Raw genomic sequence first — 17864 nt, forward strand, 5'->3', positions numbered from 1 at the left:
CGAGCGAGCGAGCGGACGGGAGACGGCGATCGGACCGGCAGACGGTGAGCGACGTAACCGAGGCGGCCGGGCCGGACGGTGGATCGACGGCAGACACCGGACCGATGCGGCGGAGCGTCGAAGTGGAGTACTGGGTGGTCGACGAGAACGGTCGGCTGACCGAACCGGGCGGGCTCGTCGACGCGGCGGCGGGCGTCGAACGCGAGTTCGTCGTTCCGCTCTTGGAGGTCAAGACGTCGCCGTGCGAGTCGACCGCGGAACTCCGCGAGGAGCTGTTCGACCGCCTCGACCGAGTCCTCGAACGGGCAGACGCGCTCGACAAGGGGCTCGTCCCGCTGGCGACACCGATCTGCGACGGCGACATCCCCGATCTCGGGAGCGAGCGGACGCGGGTTCAGGACCGCGTCTTGGGCGACCGGTTCGAGTACGTCCGCCACTGCGCCGGGACGCACGTCCACGTCGAGCAGCTACCGGGACGTGAGATCGACCAGCTCAACCTACTGACGGCGCTCGACCCGGCGCTGGCGCTCGTCAACTCCTCGCCGTACTTCGGTCACGAGCCGCTGGCGGCGGGCGCGCGATCGATGCTGTACCGGTGGATGGCGTACGACCACCTCCCGTGGCAGGGCGAGCTGTGGCCGTACGCCGAGAGCACCGAAGAGTGGGGTACGCGCCTCGAACGCCGGTACGAGGCGTTCGTCACCGGGGCGGTCGTCACCGGCTGCGATCGGGAAGCCGTCGAGGGGTGTTTCACCCCGGAGAGCGCGGCTTGGACTCCGGTGAAGCTCCGAGCGGAGTTCGGGACTGTCGAGTGGCGCTCGGCCGACGCCGCGCTCCCGAGCCAGGTCGTCCGGTTGGCCGACGACATCGCCGGCGTCGTCGAGCGGCTCGAAGACGCCGAGTTCCGCGTCGGCGAGGATCCGTGGGAGGGCGGCGAGCGGCGGGGCGTCGGAGACGAAGCCGTCGTCCTCCCGCCGTTCGAGACGGTTCGCGAACGCGTCGAAGACGCCGTCCGAGACGGGCTCGCCTCGGACGCGGTCCGGTCGTACCTCGAACGCATGGGCTTCGAGACGGCGGCGTACGAGCCGCTGTCGGCCGGGCTACGAGAGGAGAGACCGCTTACCGAGGCGGACGCGAGGCGGGTTCGCCTCGACCACGCGGAGCGTCTCGGGCGGGAGGTGCGCCGGCGGCACCCCGTTCGGAGCGACTGAGCGGCCCGGTCGAGCTGACCTAAAAGTGGTTCGCGGACTCGGTCTCGTGTTTGAGTTCGCCGCCGCGGCCGCCCTCGACGGTGGACGCGCCGTTGTCGCCGGAGGAGGCGGTTCGGACGGTGACGTTGTCGACCTCGTCGAAGTCCATGATGAGGTCGCGACGGATGTTGTCGGCGGTGATGTTCGAGATGCCGCAGCCGGAGCAGGTGCCGCCGAGTTCGACGACGACCTCGCCGGTGTCGGGGTCGGCCTCGCGCACGACGCTCGTGCCGCCGTGCATCTGGATGATCGGCATCTGTCCGACCATCCACCGCTCGACCCGGTCCGCGAGGCTCTCGTCGTTCTCGTCGCTCATTGTCTCTCCTTCTCCCCCGACGGTATGGAAAGTTGCGGTTTAGGAGCGCGAAACGAGCGAGAAAGGAACTGTGTCATCGTCGATGAGACGGGATGCGGTCGCGAGACGGGTCGTTTGCCCGGATCGTCGCCGAGCCGGCCGTTCGTCCGGATCGCCGAGAGGAGGGCTATCGGTCCGAGTCGTCGGAGCCGTCGGGCGGGTTCCCGGACTCGCTCGGGAGCTGCGTGGGGTCGGCCGCGGCGTCCCCGTGCATCGAGTCGTCGCGTTCGAGCAGGTACAACAGGGGGCCGAGCGCGGTCAACACGAGGACTCCGGGCAGGGGAGCGTCGGGTACGAGGATCGCGGTGACGAGGCTGGCGCCGCCGGTGAACACGACGAGCGCGGCCCACAGCGGGGGCGACCCGAGGTCGACCCCGACGCGGACGGCGTCGCGGTAGACGGCCGCGGCGATCAGCGCGACGACGGCGCCGCCGCCGCCGGCGACGAGCGCCGTGGTGACTGACATACGAACGGTTGGGGCGAGACGCGAAAAAGGGTGTCGCGAGGAGAGCGGAGACGGAGCGGCGGAGAGAGCCGAGACGGAGCGGCGGGGATAACGGACCTGCGAGCGGAGCGGCTACGGAGCTTCGCCCGTCTCGATGCTGAAGGAGTCGCGCGGGTAGGCGACGCAGGTGAGCGTGTAGCCGTCGTCGATCTCGGCCTCTTCGAGCATCTGTTGGTTGTCGTGCTCGACGAAGTCCTCGGAGGGACCGTCGGCGATCCGGCCGGCACAGGAGACGCACTGCCCCTGTCGGCAGGCGTACGGGAGGTCCCACCCCTCGTCTTCGCCCTGATCGAGGATCGGCTCGTCGTTCGCGAGCTCGACCGTCTGGCCCTGCTTGACGAACTCGACCTCGAAGTACTCGACCTCGTCTTCGGGGATGTCACCGGGGCCGGAGCTGACGGTGCCGCCCGATTCGAGTTCGCCCTCTTCACCGTCGCCACCGGCGGGGATGGCGCCCGCGCCGCCGCCGCCGCCGCCGACCGCGCGGTTGCCCGGTTCCGGGAACTCGGTCTCCGGAACGGTCGCCGCGCGGCGTTCGAGCACTTCGTCCGAAATGTCCGTCGTGGGCTCCCACCCCGTCCCTTTCACGGTGCCGATGAGGACGATGAACAACGTCATGACCGCCGCGAGCACGATCGCTGGCGGGTTCACGATCGTCGCGATCGCCACGATCGCCAGTGGGTTGAACATACGAGTCGATTAGGAGAGGTAGTTTAAGGCCGTTTTGATCGGTCCAACCGGGCGAGAGCGCCGAGGGGTCCGGATACGGGGTGACGAAGGGGGAGAGGAGGTCCGAGAGACACGTCACGGAGCGGTCCATTTATCGCCCGAGCGGTCGACGTAGCGCCCATGCAAGTGAAATCACGGCACCACCTCCGGAGCGACGAGATCACGACGATCCGTGAGGCGGTCGCCGACCACCTCGGGGTCGACATCGACGGCGACGCGTTCGAGTTCGTGGAGTTCGTCGACGCCGGCTACGAACTCGTCCTGGTCGACGGCGAGCCGGCGGTGTTCTACGTCGACGACGACGAGCCGTTCCTCACCGTGCGTGGCGCGAACGACTACGAGCCGGAGACCGGGATCGTCACGGTCGACGCGGGCGCCATCTCGTTCGTCTCCGACGGCGCCGACGTGATGCGTCCCGGCATCGTCGAGGCCGACTCGGCGATCCGCGAGGGCGACCTCGTCGTCGTGGCCGAGGAGACCCACGAGAAGGTGCTCGCGGTCGGGCGCGCGATGGTGGACGGCGACGCGATGGTCGGCGACAGCGGGAAAGTCGTCGAGTCGATCCACCACGTCGGCGACGACCTCTACGAGTTCTCGGTGTGAACCGCGGTCGGCGACCGAAGAGCGGCCGCGGCCGCGATTGCGGTAGCGGCGAGGAGCGTCCGCGCGAGCGACGCGATCACGGCCGGGCGGGGCCGCGATCGCTCCGCGTGTTTTAATCGCCTCGCCCGCGAGTCCCACGACAATGACCGGGATCCGGGTGCTGAGCTACAACGTCCGCTACGCCAACCGCGGCGACCACCACGACGCCTGGCACGACCGCCGCGACGCGGTCGGCCGCCTCGTCCGGTTTCACCGACCCGACGTGGTCGCGTTCCAGGAACCGCTGCCCGGGCAGCGTCGGGACCTCCGCGAGCGGCTCCCCGCGTACGAGTTCGTCGGCCGGGGGCGAGGGGCCGACGGCGAGGGAGAGGGGTGTCCGATCGGCGTCCGAAGCGAGCGCTGGCGGGTCGTCGACGACGGCACGTTCTGGCTCTCCGAGACGCCGGACGAGCCGTCGACCGGCTGGGGCGCCACGCACCCGCGGATCGCGACGTGGGCGCGGGTGCGCGCCACCGACGGCGACGCCGCCTTCCTCGCCGTCGACACGCACTTCGATCACGTCAGCGCGACCGCGCGCCGCGAGTCCGCCCGGCTGCTCCGCGAACGGCTTCCGGAAATCGCGAGCGGGGGCGCAGGAGAGTCCGACGGCGCGACTCCGATAGTCCTCGTGGGGGACTTCAACTGTACGCCGGGGTCCGAGCCGCACCAAATTCTCGTCGGAGAGGGCTCACCACGGGACGGGGAAGGCGAGCCGGACCGGTCGAGAGCGGGGCGCCTCTCGCTGCGCGACGCTGCGGCGGCCGCCGACCTCCGGCACGGCCCGGAGACGAGCCTCACGGACTTCGCTCGACTCATCGACGGTCGGCGGATCGACCACGCGCTCGTCTCGCCCGAGGTGTCTGTCGAGGCGTTCGCGACGCTGGCGGACCGGGACGACCGCGGCCGGTACCCCTCCGATCACCTCCCGATCCTCGCGCGGCTGTCGCTGTAGGGGGATCGGGCCTCGTCGCGACCGGTGGTTCCGTCTCGGTCCCGCCGTCCGTTACTCCTCGTCGCCGTCGTCCGTCTCTCCGTCTTCCTCCGCGTACTTCTCCAAAATGGTCTCGTAGCCGCGCTTGGCGGTCTCGTACGTCTCCCGGAGGTCGGCGACGGGCGTCTCGCTCGCGTCGACGCGCAGGTCGTTGTAGTAGGGGTCGTCGGCCTCCTCCTCGGTGTTACACACGAGGAGTGCCGCGGACTGGACCTCGAGGTCCTCCCGTTTGTCTCCGCCCGCGGCGTGGCCCGCCGCGAGCGCGTCGATCAGCCGTTCCGCGAGCGGCGCCTCGCCGTGGGCGTCGGACTCGTAGGCGGCCGCGGTGTCGTCTATCACGTCTTCCCCGGTCAGGAGGTTGCCGGCGACGGTGTAGTTCTCGCCGACGACGTGGCCGTACCAGTCGTTACACTCGTCGCCGGAGAACGCGAACGTCCCGTCCGCGTCGACGCCGTGGAGCTGGCGCTGCGCGCTCCCCTCGTCGGCGTTCAACAGCGACTGGAGCGCGTCGTCGACGGCGAGTCCGTCGTCGAGGTACTCGATCCCCTTCCGCCCGAGTTCGACGTTGACGAGCGACTGGGTGGCCACCGCGCCGTCCGACGAGGCGAACGGACACAGCGTGCCCACGCCGGGCAGCCGAGTCGTCACCGCCACGCCGAACCGGGTCTGATCGCCGCCGTCCTCGTCGGTGTACCGCTCGCGAACGCAGATGCTGAACGTCACGTTGGTCCTGTGTGGGCGACCCGCAAAAGGGTGCGCTCCGGGGGTGATGGTTCCGGTTCTCCGGCTGCGCGCGAAGAGCGCGCGTGCGAGCGACCCGCGGGAGCCGAGCGCTCGGGGCCGCCGTCGAATTCACGGGTCGCTGATAAGAGCCGCCGACGGACCGTCACCGAGCCGACCGGATCCGGCGACCGCGGAGGCGCCGATCAGTTCATGTCGGGTGTCAACGGGCGACATACTTATCCGTGCCAATCCCTCCCACATATATAGCCTCGGATACGGGCGAGGCACCGACCGGCACCCGATCGCGTACCGACGACGCGTCGCTCGCGGCTCGACGATGTGTTGACACGCGCACCGAGAGCCGCAGCGCCGTCTCGTGCGCGCCGGGGGTCGGTGGGCTCGCCCTCTCCGAGCGAACGTGATACGATGGCAGAACGACACACGCTCGAACGGCTCAGCGAGGCGTACCAGACCGCGGTACCGGACGATCTCAGAGCGGCCCGATCGTTCGACTGGTACCTCGACGCGCTGTACGACGATCCGAAGATCACGCGAAACGCTCACCAGCGCGTCGCGGACATGTTCGACCACTACGGGACCCACTACGACGAGGAACGCGGCGTCGTCGAGTACGCGCTCGCCGCGGAGGACCCGCTCCACGACGGCGAGAACGTCTTCTACGGCCGGGAGATCCACGAGGCGATCCACGAGTTCGTCAACAAGGTGAAGTCCGGCGCCCGCGGCCTCGGCCCCGAGAAACGGATCAAGCTCCTGCTCGGTCCGGTGGGGTCCGGGAAGTCTCACTTCGACTGGCTCGTCCGTCGGTACTTCGAGGCGTACACCCGGGAGGACGCCGGGCGGATGTACACCTTCCGGTGGGTCGACCTCTGTTCGGTGATCGACGACCAGGACCCCGACGACGACACGGTCCGGTCGCCGATGAGCCAAGATCCGCTCGTGCTGCTCCCGAAAGAGCAGCGTCAGGAGGTCATCGACGACCTCAACGAGCGGCTCGACGCGCCGTACACGCTCCGGAACGACCAACACCCGGACCCGGCCTCGGAGTTCTACCTGAACGAGCTGCTCGCCCACTACGACGACGACCTCCAGCGCGTCTTCGACGAACACGTCGAGGTCGTGCGACTGGTCGCCGACGAGAACCGGCGCGAGTGTATCGAGACGTTCGAACCGAAAGACAAGAAGAATCAGGACGAGACGGAGCTCACCGGCGACGTGAACTACGCGAAACTCGCCGTCTACGGGGAGTCCGACCCGCGCGCGTTCGACTACGCCGGCGCGTTCTGTAACGCGAATCGCGGGCTGTTCTCCGGCGAGGAACTGCTGAAGCTCCAGCGGGAGTTCCTCTACGACTTCCTTCACGCCTCCCAGGAGTCGACGATCAAGCCGAAGAACAACCCCCGGATCGACATCGACCAGGTGATCGTCGGGCGGACGAACATGCCGGAGTACCGCGAGAAGACGGGCGACGAGAAGATGGAGGCGTTCAACGACCGGACGAAGCGCATCGACTACCCGTACGTGTTGGAGTACGACAGCGAGGCGGAGATATACGGGAAGATGCTCGCCAACGCGGACGTGCCGAACGTCCACGTCGAGCCGCACGCGCTGGAGATGGCGGGGCTGTTCGGCGTGCTCACCCGACTGGAGGAGCCGACCGACGAGACGGTCACGCTCTTAGAGAAGGCGAAGGCGTACAACGGCGAGCTCGAAGACGAGGAGATCGACCGGCGGAAGCTCCGCGAGGACGCCGCCGAGTCCGCCGACGTGGGCGAGGGGATGGACGGCATCTCGGCGCGGTTCGTCGGCGACGAGATCGCCGAGGCGATCATGGACGCCACCCACCGCGACCGAAACCACCTCTCGCCGCTGTCCGTCTTCGACCACTTCGAGGCGAACCTCGGCGGCCACGGCTCGATCGCGGCGGAAGACCTCGACCGCTACGAGCGCCTGCTCGACCAGGTCCGCGAGGAGTACCGCGAGCGCGCCATCGAAGACGTGCGACACGCGTTGGCGTACGACGTGGACGAGCTCCGGCGACAGGGCGAGAAGTACATGGACCACGTGATGGCGTACATCGACGACGCCACCGTCGACGACGAGCTCACCGGCCGCGAGACCGAGCCGGACGAAACGTTCCTGCGCGCGGTCGAAGAACAGCTCGACATTCCCTCGGACCGGAAGGACGACTTCAGACAGGAGGTGTCGAACTGGGTGTCCCGCCGCGCCCGCGAGGGGCGCGGCTTCGACCCGCAGGAGAACGACCGGCTCCGCCGCGCCTTGGAACGCAAGCTGTGGGAGGACAAGAAACACAACATCAACTTCTCCGCGCTCGTCTCCGCGACCGACATCGACGACGAGGACCGGAGCGCCTGGGTGGACGCCCTCGTCGAGCGCGGCTACTCCGAGGACGGCGCCGCCGAGGTGCTGGAGTACGCTGGCGCGGCGGTCGCGCGCTCGGAGATGGAGGGCGGGGAGTGAGATGAGCGACCGCACCCGATCGGACGGCGACGGGTTCGTCGCCGCGGCCGACGAGCGGCTTCGCGGCGCGTACGACCCGCCGATGAGCCTCGAGTCCTACGTCGACCGCGTGTTGGAGGACCCGACCGCGGCAGCCTCCGGGGCCGGGTACATCCTCGCGGCCATCGAGGCGTACGGCACCCGAGAGGTCCGCGAGCGCGGCGAGACGCTCGACCGGTACCGGTTCTTCGACGACCCGGCGAACGACGGCGAACACGCCGTGTTGGGCAACACCCGCGCGCTCAACGCGTTCGTCGACGACCTCCGCGCGGCCGCGACCGGGCGGGGGAACGACGAGACGATAGTCTGGATCGACGGCCCCACCGCGACGGGGAAATCGGAGTTCAAGCGGTGTCTGGTGAACGGGCTCCGCGCGTTCTCGAAGACCGACGCCGGCCGCCGATACACCGTCGAGTGGAACGTCACGGGCGCGGGGACCGGTGGCGGCGCGAGCGGCGCGTCGCTGTCGTACGGGGGCGGCGGCGACGCGAGCGCGTGGTACCGCAGCCCGGTCCAGACCCACCCGCTGTCGGTGTTCCCCGAGTCGGTGCGGGAGTCGGTCGCCGAGGCGGTCGACGACGAGGCGTACCCGATCGCCGCCGACGTGGAACTCGACCCGTTCAGCCGCGAGGCGTACGACCACCTGGAGTCGGTGTACCGCGAGCAGGGGCACGACGACCTCTTCTCGGCGATCGCCGGCCGCGACCACCTCCGGGTGACGAGCTACGTCGTCGACGTGGGACGCGGGATCGGTGTCCTCCACGCCGAGGACGACGGGACGCCGAAGGAGCGCCTCGTCGGCTCATGGATGGGGGGGATGCTCCGCGAACTCGACTCGCGCGGGCGAAAGAACCCGCAGGCGTTCAGCTACGACGGCGTGCTCTCACAGGGGAACGGCGTCGCGACCGTCGTCGAGGACGCGAGCCAGCACGCCGACCTCCTCCGGCGCCTGCTCAACGTGCCGGACGAGCGGCGGGTGAAACTCGACAAGGGGATCGGGATGGACCTGGACACGCAGCTGATCGTCATCTCGAACCCCGACCTCGACGCGGAGCTGGACCGCCACGCCGAACGCGGCGACGCCGACCCGCTGAAGGCGCTGAAGCGTCGGCTCTCGAAACACGAGTTCCGCTACCTCACGAACCGCCGGCTGGAGGCGCGGCTCCTGCGCCGGGAGATAGCCGGGGCGACGCCGGTGACGGAGACCGGTTCGCGCGGGAGCGCGAGCGGCGGCGAGGCCGCGAGCCCCGGCGACGGAGCGACGCCCGAAGACGCCGCGAACCCCGACAGCCCCGAGAGCGACCCGGGCGCGGCGCCGCTGTCGATCGGGGTGCGGGAGTCCGACGGGACGGTCGTCGACCGCGAGATCGCGCCGCACGCGATCGAGGCCGCGGCGCTGTACGCGGTCGTCACGCGGCTCGACGCCGACGACCTCCCCGGCGGGCTCGACCTGATCGAGACGGCGGAGCTGTACGAGAGCGGCGAGGTTCGACGCGGCGACGACGCCGTCACCGTCGCCGACGTGGAGGTCGCCGACGGGGACGGCCGGAACGGCATCCCGGTCACGTACGCCCGGGACGCGGTCGCCGACCTGCTCGCGACGCCGGCGGACCGGAGCCATCCGGAGTTCCCCGTCGAGCACGTGGTCACCCCGACGGACGTGCTCGACGCGATGGCCGACGGGCTCGCCGACGCCCCGGTCTTCTCGCGGGCCGAGGCGGCCGAGTTCGAGGGGCGCCGCGAGCCGGTCGCGGCGCGGGTCCGCGAGCGGCAGCGAGAGGACGTGATCGAGGCGATGCTCGCGGAGGCGACCGTCTCGACCGAGCGGGTCGCGGAGTACGTCGAACACGTGTACGCGTGGGACGACGACGAGCCGACGACGCGCGGCCGCGAGGGCGAGGCGCCGGACCCGCTCGCCCTGAAGGTGTTCGAGACGGAGACGCTCGGCCGGTTCGACGAGAGCGACTACCGCGGGACCGACCCCGGGCGCGCGGTCGAGCGCTTCCGGCGCGAGCGGGTGATCCGCGGCCTCACGCGGTACGCGTGGCGGAACCGCGGCGACGCGTTCAGCATCGACGACGTCGACCTCGGGGAGGTTCCGGAGCTGAAGGCGGTGCTCGACGCGAACGACCTCGCCGACGTGAAACGGCGGTTCCCCGACCTCGACCCGGCGGCGTGGCCCGACCCGCCGGCGGACACAGAGACGGCCCGCGTGAAACGCCAGACGATAGGCCGACTCTGCGAGCGCGGGTACAGCCCCGCCTCCGCGGAGCTGGCGAGCCGGGCCGTGATGGAGGACGTCCGCGACGAGTGGCCCGACGTCGACGGCGCGGCGGGCGGCGACCCGGACGCCGACGACGGCCGGAACGGAGGTGAGGGCCCGTGGGACTGACCGAGGACCGCGAGCGGTTCCGCGAGGTCGGCGAGACGCGCCGAGAGGACCTCGCCGAGTTCATCAGCCACGGCGACCTCGGCGGCTCCGGCGCCGACCGGATCCGGATCCCGATCAAGGTGGTCGACCTCCCCGCCTTCGAGTACGACCAGCGCTCGGCCGGCGGAGTCGGACAGGGCGGCGACGGGCAGCCGCAGCCCGGGCAGCCGGTCGATCCCGAGCCCGGCGACGGCGACGAGGACGGCGACCCCGGCGAGGAGGGCGGCGACCACGAGTACTACGAGATGGACCCCGAGGAGTTCGCGCGCGAGCTCGACGAGGCGCTCGGGCTCGACCTCGAACCGAAGGGAAAGCGGGTCGTCGAGGAGGTCGAGGGCGACTTCACCGACACCGCCCGCACGGGTCCGAGGGGCGCTCTCGACGTCAACGAGTTCTTCAAGCGCGGACTGAAGCGGCACCTCGCGACCGATTTCGACGAGTCGTACGTCCGAGAGGGCCTGTTCGTCGACGGCGCCGACGCCGACGACGTGTTCGCGTGGGCGCGAGGCGAAGGGGTCCCCGTCTCGCGGGCCTGGGTCGCGGACGCGGCCGCGACGCTCGAATCGGAGCGCGGCGAGCCCGTGGCGGCGCTCGACCGGTGGGAGAGCTTCGACGCGCTCGGCGAGGAAGTCGACCGCGAGTCCGCCGCGCACCGGATTCGGCGCGAGGGGCTCGACAGCGTTCCCTTCCGCCGCGAGGACGAGCGGTTCCGCCATCCGGAGGTGATCGAGGAGCGCGAGCGCAACGTCGTCGTCGTGAACGTCCGCGACGCCTCCGGCTCGATGCGGGAGACGAAACGGGAGCTCGTCGAGCGGGTGTTCACCCCGATGGACTGGTACCTGACCGGCAAGTACGACGCAGCCGAGTTCCGGTACGTCGTCCACGACGCCGAGGCGTGGGAGGTCGACCGCGAGGAGTTCTTCGGGATCCAGTCGGGCGGCGGGACCCGCATCTCCAGCGCCTACGAGCTGGTCGAGGAGATCCTCGAAGAGTACCCGTACAGCGAGTGGAACCGGTACGTGTTCGCCGCCGGCGACTCGGAGAACGCGGCCAGCGACACCACCGAGCGCGTGATCCCGCTGATGGAGTCGATCGACGCCAACCTCCACGGGTACGTGGAGACCCAACCCGGCGACGGCGCGGCGAACGCCCGCCACGCCGACGAGGTCGAGTCCGCCTTCGGCGACGCCGACGACGTGGCGGTCGCGCGCGTCGGCGAGCCCGACGACGTCACGGAGGCCATCTACGAGATCCTCAGCACCGAGTCGGAAGCGACCGGGAGCGCCGGCGGCGAGAGCGCCCGCGGGCGGACCGACGGAGGTGAGCGGCGATGAGAGACGACCGAGTCGAGGCGAAACGCGAGGCGTCGACGCTCGACGAGCCCGCCCGCGAGGCGCGGGCGTTGGCCGAGCGGCTCGGATTAGCGCCGTACCCGGTGCGGTACTGGGTCGTCGACCACGACCAGATGAACGAGCTGATCGCGTACGGCGGCTTCCAGCGCCGCTACCCGCACTGGCGGTGGGGGATGAACTACGAGCGACAGCGGAAGAAAGACCGGCACGGGCTCGGGAAGGCGTTCGAGATCGTCAACAACGACGACCCCGCCCACGCGTTCCTCCAAGAGTCGAACGCGGCCGCCGACCAGAAGGCCGTGATCACCCACGTGGAGGCGCACGCGGACTTCTTCGCGAACAACGGGTGGTTCGGGCTGTACGCCGACCGGGGCGAGGGCGGCCCGAACGCCGCGGCGCGGCTAGAGCGCAACGCCGACCGGATCGCGTCGATCGCGAAGCGCGCCGACGTCGACCGCGACGACGTGGAGCGCCTGATCGACGCCGTGACCGCGTTAGAGGACGCGATCGACCAGCACAGCCCGGTCGACGCCGCCCGGTCCGTCGACGAGCCGGGACTCACGGAGGACGTGAGCGACGGCGACGAGGACCCGCTCGCGGCCGTCGAAGCGCAGATCGACGAGCTCGACCTCTCCGAGGAGGTCCGGCGGGACGTGTTCGACGACGAGTGGCTCGACGAGCGCGGCGAGGGCGTCGAGCCGGAGGAGCCGCGCCCGGACGTGCTCGCGTTCCTGCGCGACCACGGGAAGCGGTACGACCCCGAGAGCGGGAAGGCCGTCGACCGCGAGCCGTGGGAGACCACCGTCATCGACGCGCTGCGCGAGGAGGCGTACTACTTCGCCGGCCAGAAGCAGACGAAGGTGATGAACGAGGGGTGGGCGACGTACTGGGAGTCCGTGATGATGGGCGGCGAGGGGTTCGCCGGCCCCGACGAGTTCCTCACGTACGCCGACCACATGGCCCGGGTGCTCGGCTCGCCCGGACTCAACCCCTACAAGCTCGGCTTCGAGCTGTGGACGCACGTCGAACTGCGGGCCGCGCGTCGAGACGTGATCGACAAGCTGCTGCGCGTCGAGGGAGTCACGCCGGAGAACTTCCACGCCCGGATCGACCTCGACCGGGTCGCGGAGCTGCTCGAACCGCACCCGGCGATCGCCGGTGCCGGACCGGCGACGCTGGACGAACTGGCCGAACTCGCGGCCGAGGGCGACCCTCGCATCGACGCCGAGGCGGTCGATCGGGCGCTCTCGATCAGGGGAGGCGACCCGAACGGGGATCCCGACAAAAGCGAGGGCGACGGTCTAGACATCGAGCGCTACCCGTGGAAGCTGCTCACGCGAGAGGGGCTCGCCGAGCGGCACTACGTCCTCTCGCGGCCGGAACACCGCGGTGCGCTCCGGAACGTCTCCCGCGAGGCGTTAGCCGAGCAGGCGCGGTACCTGTTCGACGTGGACCGGTACGAGACGGTCGAAGCGGCGATCGGCGACGTCGACCGCGAGGCCGGCTGGGACCGCATGGTCGAGGTTCGCGAGAGCCACAACGACGTGACGTTCATCGACGCGTTCCTCACCGACGAGTTCGTGCGCGAGGGGAACTACTTCACCTACGAGTACAGCCGGGCCGCAGACGAGTACCGCGTCGCGAGCGTCGACGCCGACGACGTCCGCAAGAAGCTGCTCCTGCGGTTCACGAACTTCGGGAAGCCGACGGTCGTCGTGTTGGACGGGAACTTCCGAAACCGGGGGGAACTGCTCTTAGGCCACCGGTACAACGGCGTCGCGCTCGACGAGGAGCGCGCTCGGTCGACGCTGAAGCGCGCGTTCGAGCTGTGGGGCCGACCCGTGAACCTCGCGACGATCCGCGTCGAGTATGACGAGGGCGCCGTCCGGCGCGCCAAGCGCCGGGGCGAAGAGCCCGAGGGCACCGAGGTCGGCGTGCGGTTCCAGTACGACGGCGGCGCGGTGACGGAACACGACCTCGACGACGCGATCCGAGAGCGGATCGCCGCCGACGAGGTCGACTACGACACGAAACCGGACGACTGGCTGGCGTGAGCCGGTCGAGACGGGTCGCTCTCGGATCGGGAAGCGCGGCCCTCAGGCGAGGGGCGCGACCATCGCCGCTACCGCCGCCACCTCCTCCTCGTTGATCCCGTGACCCATCCCCTCGTAGAGGCGTTCGTCCACGTCGGCGCCGAGCGCCTCCAGCACGGCGGTCGTCTCGCGGACACGCTCTTCGGGGATGTGCGGGTCGACGTCGCTACAGCCGACGAACGCGGGCGTGCCGGCGAGCGGAGCAGCGTCGTCCGAGCCGTCTTCATCGTCGCCGGTCGCGTCCGTGAGGTAGTCGCCGACGTCGACCGTCTCGCCGATCAGTCCGCCGCTGAAGACGGCGAGCCCGCCGTACCGGGTCGGGTTCCGAGCGACGAACTCGCTGGCGAGACAGGCGCCCTGCGAGAAGCCGCCGACCAGCACGCTCTCGCGGCCGAGGCCCGCGTCGACGGCGCGGTCGACCGCCGCGCCGACGGCCCTGAGTCCGGAGCTCCGCCCCGGCTCGTTGTCCGCGACCGGGGCGAGGAAGGAGTTCGGATACCAGGTGTTGCCGGCGGCCGACGGCGCGAGAATAGCGACGTCGCCGTCCCCGGCGAGTTCCTCCCCGAGGTCGAGGACGCTGCGGGCGGTCGCGCCGCGGCCGTGGACAAGCACGAGCGCCGCGTCGGCCGCGTCGAGCGGCGTCCCGGCCGTGACCAGCGGCTCGTCGCCGTGCGGATCGTCGCCCGCGTGCGGGTCCGCGGAGCGGTCGGCCATCTCAGACGCCGACGCCGGCGTCGGCGTCGGGGAGGTCGTGTTTGTTCACGGGGAGGCCGAGCTCCTCTAGGGCCCCCTCCATGTGACGGTCCTGCGCGAAGTCGGCACCGTCCTCCTCGCGGAGCCGCTGTGCGGTCGCGAGTACCTCTCCCTTCCGGTCGGACGGAATCTCGTACTTGTCGGCCGACAGCTCGACGACGAGGCCGTTGTTGTCCTGCGTGTAGATCGAGTGGAAGACGCCGCGATCGAACACGTTGTACCCCTTCCCGGCGTCTTCGAGCGCCGCCATGATCTCCTCGTACTCGTCCGGTTCGACGCTGAAACAGAGGTGGTGGACCGCGCCGGTGTTGACGCGCTGGCCGCGGGCGGACGCGCGCTCGTCGCTCACGAACACCGTGAGGATCCGGCCGTCGCCGGTGTCGAAAAACAGGTGCGTCTGCGAGGGGTCGTCGAGGTTCGGCTGGCGCAACACGAGCGGCATCCCGAGCAGGTCGCGGTAAAAGGCGAGCGTGTCCTCCTCGTTGCTCCCCCAGACCGTGATGTGGTCGGTCCCGGTGGTGTGAAACGGTGCGTCGGGCGACTCCGCGGTGACCGGAGCCTGATTCTCGTCGCTCATAGCTGTTTGAAGGCGACCGAGCCGTATAAAATCGACAGGGACGGGACTGTGACCGGCTAACACCGGTGTTATCGGAGTCGGGCGCTGCGACCGTCGTCAGCCGCCGTACTCCGCGCGGAACCGATCGACGAGCCACCGGGTCGCGCGCTTGCGTTCCCCTTCCGGCACGTAGACGAACGGGATCGGGCTGTCGAAGGCGCGCTCGCCGTACAGCCCCCAGTCGCCGGCCGAACGCGTCGTGCCGCCGTACGCGATGGGGATGTCGGCCAGCTCCGAGGGCTCGTACTCGGGGACGTACGACCGCTCGATCCACACGTCGTGTGTCGGCACGCCCAACTCGGCGGCGAGCTCGCGTTCGAGCCGGTCGTCGCCCGCGACGAGCCACTCCCCGAACGCCTCGCGGTCGACATCGATCCGATCCGCGTAGGCGATCCGGTGTTTCCAGCAGGTCTTCGGGAAGCGCCGCGCGCGATACCGTTCGTATAGCGTCGCGAACGTCGTGTCGGGTCGGTCCCGCGCGAGTCGGCGCAGCCGCTCCGCGACGGTGTTGTCGTCGATTTCCCCGTCGAGGACGCCGTCGATCGTCACCGGCGGTTCACCGGTGAGTTCGGCGGCCCGCTCGGTGAGCGCCGCGAGCAGCGCGTTCGCGTACACCGACTTGTGGTGCTGTGTCACCCACATGTACAACGCGATCCGGCCTTCGAGGTAGTTGCCGAGCGTCGAGAGCGCCTTCTCCGAGAGCGCGAGCCCCTCGTCGGGGTGAGCGGTGTAGGCGTCGACCATGCGGTCGGTGTCGAAGTTCAGGACGTTCGCCCCCGTCATCCAGTTGTCCCGCGAGATGTAATCGAGGCGGTCGACGTCGACGGGCGAGTGGAGCAGTTGTGCGCCCAGCCCGTGTTGCCACGGCCCCCCGCGCTCGTACACCAGGCTGTACCCCAAGACGTACGCGCACACCTCTTCCGGGTCGACCGACAGCGACCGGAGCGCGCCGTCGAAGCGGTCGAGTATCAGCAGACAGCTCATGAGTTCGTGCGGACTCGCCTCTCGGAGCGGAACGTCGTCGAGTCCGGCGTCCCGAAGCGACGCGACGAAGCCCCGATCTGCGAGCCGATCCCGCAGTTCCATGGCGTCGAGGAAGCGCTCACAGACGTGCGAGAAGGGCGGGTGACCGACATCGTGGAGCAGACACGCACACTCCAGCGTCGACTGGATCTCGTCGAGTCCCGCCGGTGACGTCTCGCGAGTAAAGTACGGCTCTTCGCGCAGATTCTCGAAGACGCGACGGCCGAGATGGTAGACGCCGAGGCTGTGTTCGAACCGCGTGTGGTTGGCCGCCGGATAAACCAGGTGGGTCGCCGAGAGCTGTTTGACGTACCGGAGCCGCTGGAACGTCGACGTGTCGATCACACGGTCGACGACCGCGTCGTCGAGTTCGATGTAGCCGTGAACCGGGTCTTTGATCTGTGTCGTCATCTGTGGAGTCCGATGATCACCGCTGCCAGACCGGAGGCGCGACGCCGAGCGCCCGAACGACGAACGGATAGGCGACGGCGATTCCCAACACGAGCGCCAGCGACGCCGCGAGGCCGAGCCCGCCCAGCGCCCGATCGGCGACCCCTAGCGCGAGGAACATGGCGACGAACATCACAACCCAGTGGGGCGTGAGCTGTCGCACTTTCGCGGTCGCCGAAGTCATGCCTCCGATAGCGCTCCCGTCGGCTAGTGACTGTCGATAGAGAATCAGGCGATAGAACGGAACCGAAATCGACCGCCGGGCGGAGTCAGTACCGCGACGGGAGGAACGCCGCTCCGGCGAGCAGGATCGAGGACAGCGCCGAGAGAACGAACACGCGGGTGAGTCCGGTGTTGTACTGTTTGAACGTGTCTATCTCGGCGACCTGCGCCTCGTACCCTTCCATGTCACTCGACAGTCTGAGCGTCGACGCGTCGGGGAAGTGCGCGATGTAGTCCGTGCCGCCGAGCGTGACCGTCCCCTCTTGGGCGACATCGATCGTCTCCGTCTGGGTGGCCTCCCACACGAGCACGGCGCCGTCGGCCGTCACGCCGTCAACGGTGACCGTGTTCCCACCGTATTCGAACGTCGCTCCCGTCTCGTAGGTCCGCTCTTCGGGCGCGGGGAAGTACTCCTCGACGGGCACCAGCGTCCGCTCGCCCGAGTCGTCGGTCACTGCGACGTACTCGCCGTCTTCGAGCGTCACGGTCTGGTTTTCGGCCGCGTCGTCACTTTCGAGGATCGCCTGCCGGTCGAGGACTTCGACGAGCGTGAACTCGGTCGCGTTCGCGCCGTCGACCGTCACGCGCCAGTCGCGGTCACCGACCGTGACCGTCGACCCGTTCGCCCACGTCTCGGACATCTCGGCGGTGAACTCGCGTTCGAGCGTCCCCGAGATGACGGTCGTCGCCGCGCCACCGTGGCCACCGCCACCCTCCTCGGACTCCGAGATGTCGGCCACCGTGTACGACGTCCCGTTGACTTCGACCGGGTCACCCTGAGAAACCTCGAAATCCGGACTCTCTAGCGCTATCTCTGGACTATCGGCCGTCGCGGTCAGCGCGCCACTCACGCCTGCGATGGCGAGGAAGAGCGCGACGAACACAGCCACAGCGCGTCGTTGCATGGTTGTCGCATGGGTCACCCGGTGTTTAACGGTTACTAAGCGGGTCAGTTCGTGGGACCGCTCCGCGACGCTTCCCGGAGAATATCAGAAGCCAAGGGCCGGATTTGAACCGGCGTTGGGCGGCTCTGCAGGCCGCTGCGTCTGACCGAACTCTGCCACCTTGGCGCTAATCTGACGTACCGCTGTCGAGCGTTTAAGCCTAGCGGTCGCTAGTGGAGTGGATGTCTGGCGAGCGCTCTCGCTCGCCGAACGAAATGATACGGTGGGAGCGGTATTGCTCCCGTAT

Annotated in this window: 16 protein-coding genes and 1 tRNA gene; 7 read left to right on the forward strand and 10 right to left on the reverse strand. The window is 69.5% G+C overall.

Translation table 11 applies throughout. From position 1 onward, the window contains the following. Nucleotides 1-44 precede the first annotated feature (44 nt). Entirely contained in the window at nucleotides 45-1211 is a 1167-nt protein-coding gene (locus ABDZ89_RS13145; RefSeq protein WP_371152823.1) for a glutamate-cysteine ligase family protein, read from the forward strand. Nucleotides 1212-1230: 19 nt separating this feature from the next. Here ABDZ89_RS13145 and ABDZ89_RS13150 read toward each other — a convergent pair whose 3' ends face one another. From ABDZ89_RS13150 to ABDZ89_RS13160, 3 genes are all read right to left on the reverse strand, one after another. Next, nucleotides 1231-1566 carry a NifU family protein gene (locus ABDZ89_RS13150; protein WP_343779802.1) on the reverse strand — a complete coding sequence of 112 codons (336 nt, stop codon included), beginning with the start codon at nucleotides 1564-1566 and terminating at the stop codon, nucleotides 1231-1233. Between the two features lie 166 nt (nucleotides 1567-1732). Then, nucleotides 1733-2071 (reverse strand): hypothetical protein, encoded by a 339-nt coding sequence (locus tag ABDZ89_RS13155; protein ID WP_343779804.1) that lies wholly within the window; start codon nucleotides 2069-2071, stop codon nucleotides 1733-1735. Between the two features lie 111 nt (nucleotides 2072-2182). Further along, entirely contained in the window at nucleotides 2183-2800 is a 618-nt protein-coding gene (locus ABDZ89_RS13160; RefSeq protein ID WP_343779806.1) for a 2Fe-2S iron-sulfur cluster-binding protein, read from the reverse strand. A 159-nt stretch (nucleotides 2801-2959) separates the two neighbouring features. Between ABDZ89_RS13160 and ABDZ89_RS13165 the strand changes: the two genes are divergently transcribed. Both ABDZ89_RS13165 and ABDZ89_RS13170 read left to right on the forward strand, forming a co-directional pair. Continuing rightward, nucleotides 2960-3442: an RNA-binding protein gene (locus ABDZ89_RS13165; RefSeq protein WP_343779808.1), complete on the forward strand. Its 483-nt coding sequence runs from the start codon at nucleotides 2960-2962 to the stop codon at nucleotides 3440-3442. A gap of 142 nt (nucleotides 3443-3584) precedes the next feature. Continuing rightward, nucleotides 3585-4433: an endonuclease/exonuclease/phosphatase family protein gene (locus ABDZ89_RS13170; protein WP_343779809.1), complete on the forward strand. Its 849-nt coding sequence runs from the start codon at nucleotides 3585-3587 to the stop codon at nucleotides 4431-4433. A gap of 51 nt (nucleotides 4434-4484) precedes the next feature. Here the strand turns inward: ABDZ89_RS13170 and ABDZ89_RS13175 are convergent, their stop codons facing one another. Further along, entirely contained in the window at nucleotides 4485-5195 is a 711-nt protein-coding gene (locus tag ABDZ89_RS13175; RefSeq protein ID WP_343779812.1) for a DUF1028 domain-containing protein, read from the reverse strand. Nucleotides 5196-5621: 426 nt separating this feature from the next. Between ABDZ89_RS13175 and ABDZ89_RS13180 the strand changes: the two genes are divergently transcribed. Genes ABDZ89_RS13180 through ABDZ89_RS13195 form a run of 4 tightly spaced genes read left to right on the forward strand, consistent with a single transcriptional unit; the run spans nucleotide 5622 to nucleotide 13570 of the window. Then, nucleotides 5622-7694, forward strand: a complete 2073-nt coding sequence (locus ABDZ89_RS13180) for a PrkA family serine protein kinase (protein WP_343779814.1) — start codon at nucleotides 5622-5624, stop codon at nucleotides 7692-7694. A gap of 1 nt (nucleotide 7695) precedes the next feature. Further along, entirely contained in the window at nucleotides 7696-10125 is a 2430-nt protein-coding gene (locus tag ABDZ89_RS13185; protein WP_343779817.1) for a kinase anchor protein, read from the forward strand. After that, nucleotides 10116-11498 (forward strand): DUF444 family protein, encoded by a 1383-nt coding sequence (locus ABDZ89_RS13190; protein WP_343779819.1) that lies wholly within the window; start codon nucleotides 10116-10118, stop codon nucleotides 11496-11498. Before ABDZ89_RS13185 ends, ABDZ89_RS13190 begins: the two co-directional genes overlap by 10 nt. Then, complete coding sequence (locus ABDZ89_RS13195) at nucleotides 11495-13570, forward strand: SpoVR family protein (protein WP_343779821.1); 2076 nt, start codon at nucleotides 11495-11497, stop codon at nucleotides 13568-13570. The genes ABDZ89_RS13190 and ABDZ89_RS13195 overlap by 4 nt, the downstream gene beginning before the upstream one ends. A 42-nt stretch (nucleotides 13571-13612) precedes the next feature. On the opposite strand, the gene ABDZ89_RS13200 is transcribed toward ABDZ89_RS13195, so the two are convergent. From ABDZ89_RS13200 to ABDZ89_RS13225, 6 genes are all read right to left on the reverse strand, one after another. Then, nucleotides 13613-14323, reverse strand: coding sequence for an alpha/beta hydrolase (locus ABDZ89_RS13200; RefSeq protein WP_343779823.1), 711 nt, complete (start codon nucleotides 14321-14323; stop codon nucleotides 13613-13615). Nucleotide 14324: 1 nt separating this feature from the next. Next, nucleotides 14325-14939: a VOC family protein gene (locus ABDZ89_RS13205; protein WP_343779824.1), complete on the reverse strand. Its 615-nt coding sequence runs from the start codon at nucleotides 14937-14939 to the stop codon at nucleotides 14325-14327. 96 nt (nucleotides 14940-15035) lie between these two features. Next, a complete protein-coding gene (locus ABDZ89_RS13210; RefSeq protein WP_343779825.1) occupies nucleotides 15036-16412 on the reverse strand; it encodes an HD domain-containing protein in 1377 nt (458 codons plus the stop codon). Between the two features lie 16 nt (nucleotides 16413-16428). After that, nucleotides 16429-16635, reverse strand: coding sequence for a hypothetical protein (locus ABDZ89_RS13215; protein WP_343779826.1), 207 nt, complete (start codon nucleotides 16633-16635; stop codon nucleotides 16429-16431). A gap of 85 nt (nucleotides 16636-16720) precedes the next feature. Then, entirely contained in the window at nucleotides 16721-17563 is an 843-nt protein-coding gene (locus ABDZ89_RS13220) for a hypothetical protein (RefSeq protein WP_343779865.1), read from the reverse strand. A gap of 104 nt (nucleotides 17564-17667) precedes the next feature. Next, nucleotides 17668-17743 (reverse strand) — tRNA-Cys (locus ABDZ89_RS13225). Between the last annotated feature and the right edge of the window lie 121 nt (nucleotides 17744-17864).

Origin of the sequence: Halorubrum ejinorense (assembly GCF_039522565.1) — an archaeon.
Taxonomy (GTDB): domain Archaea; phylum Halobacteriota; class Halobacteria; order Halobacteriales; family Haloferacaceae; genus Halorubrum; species Halorubrum ejinorense.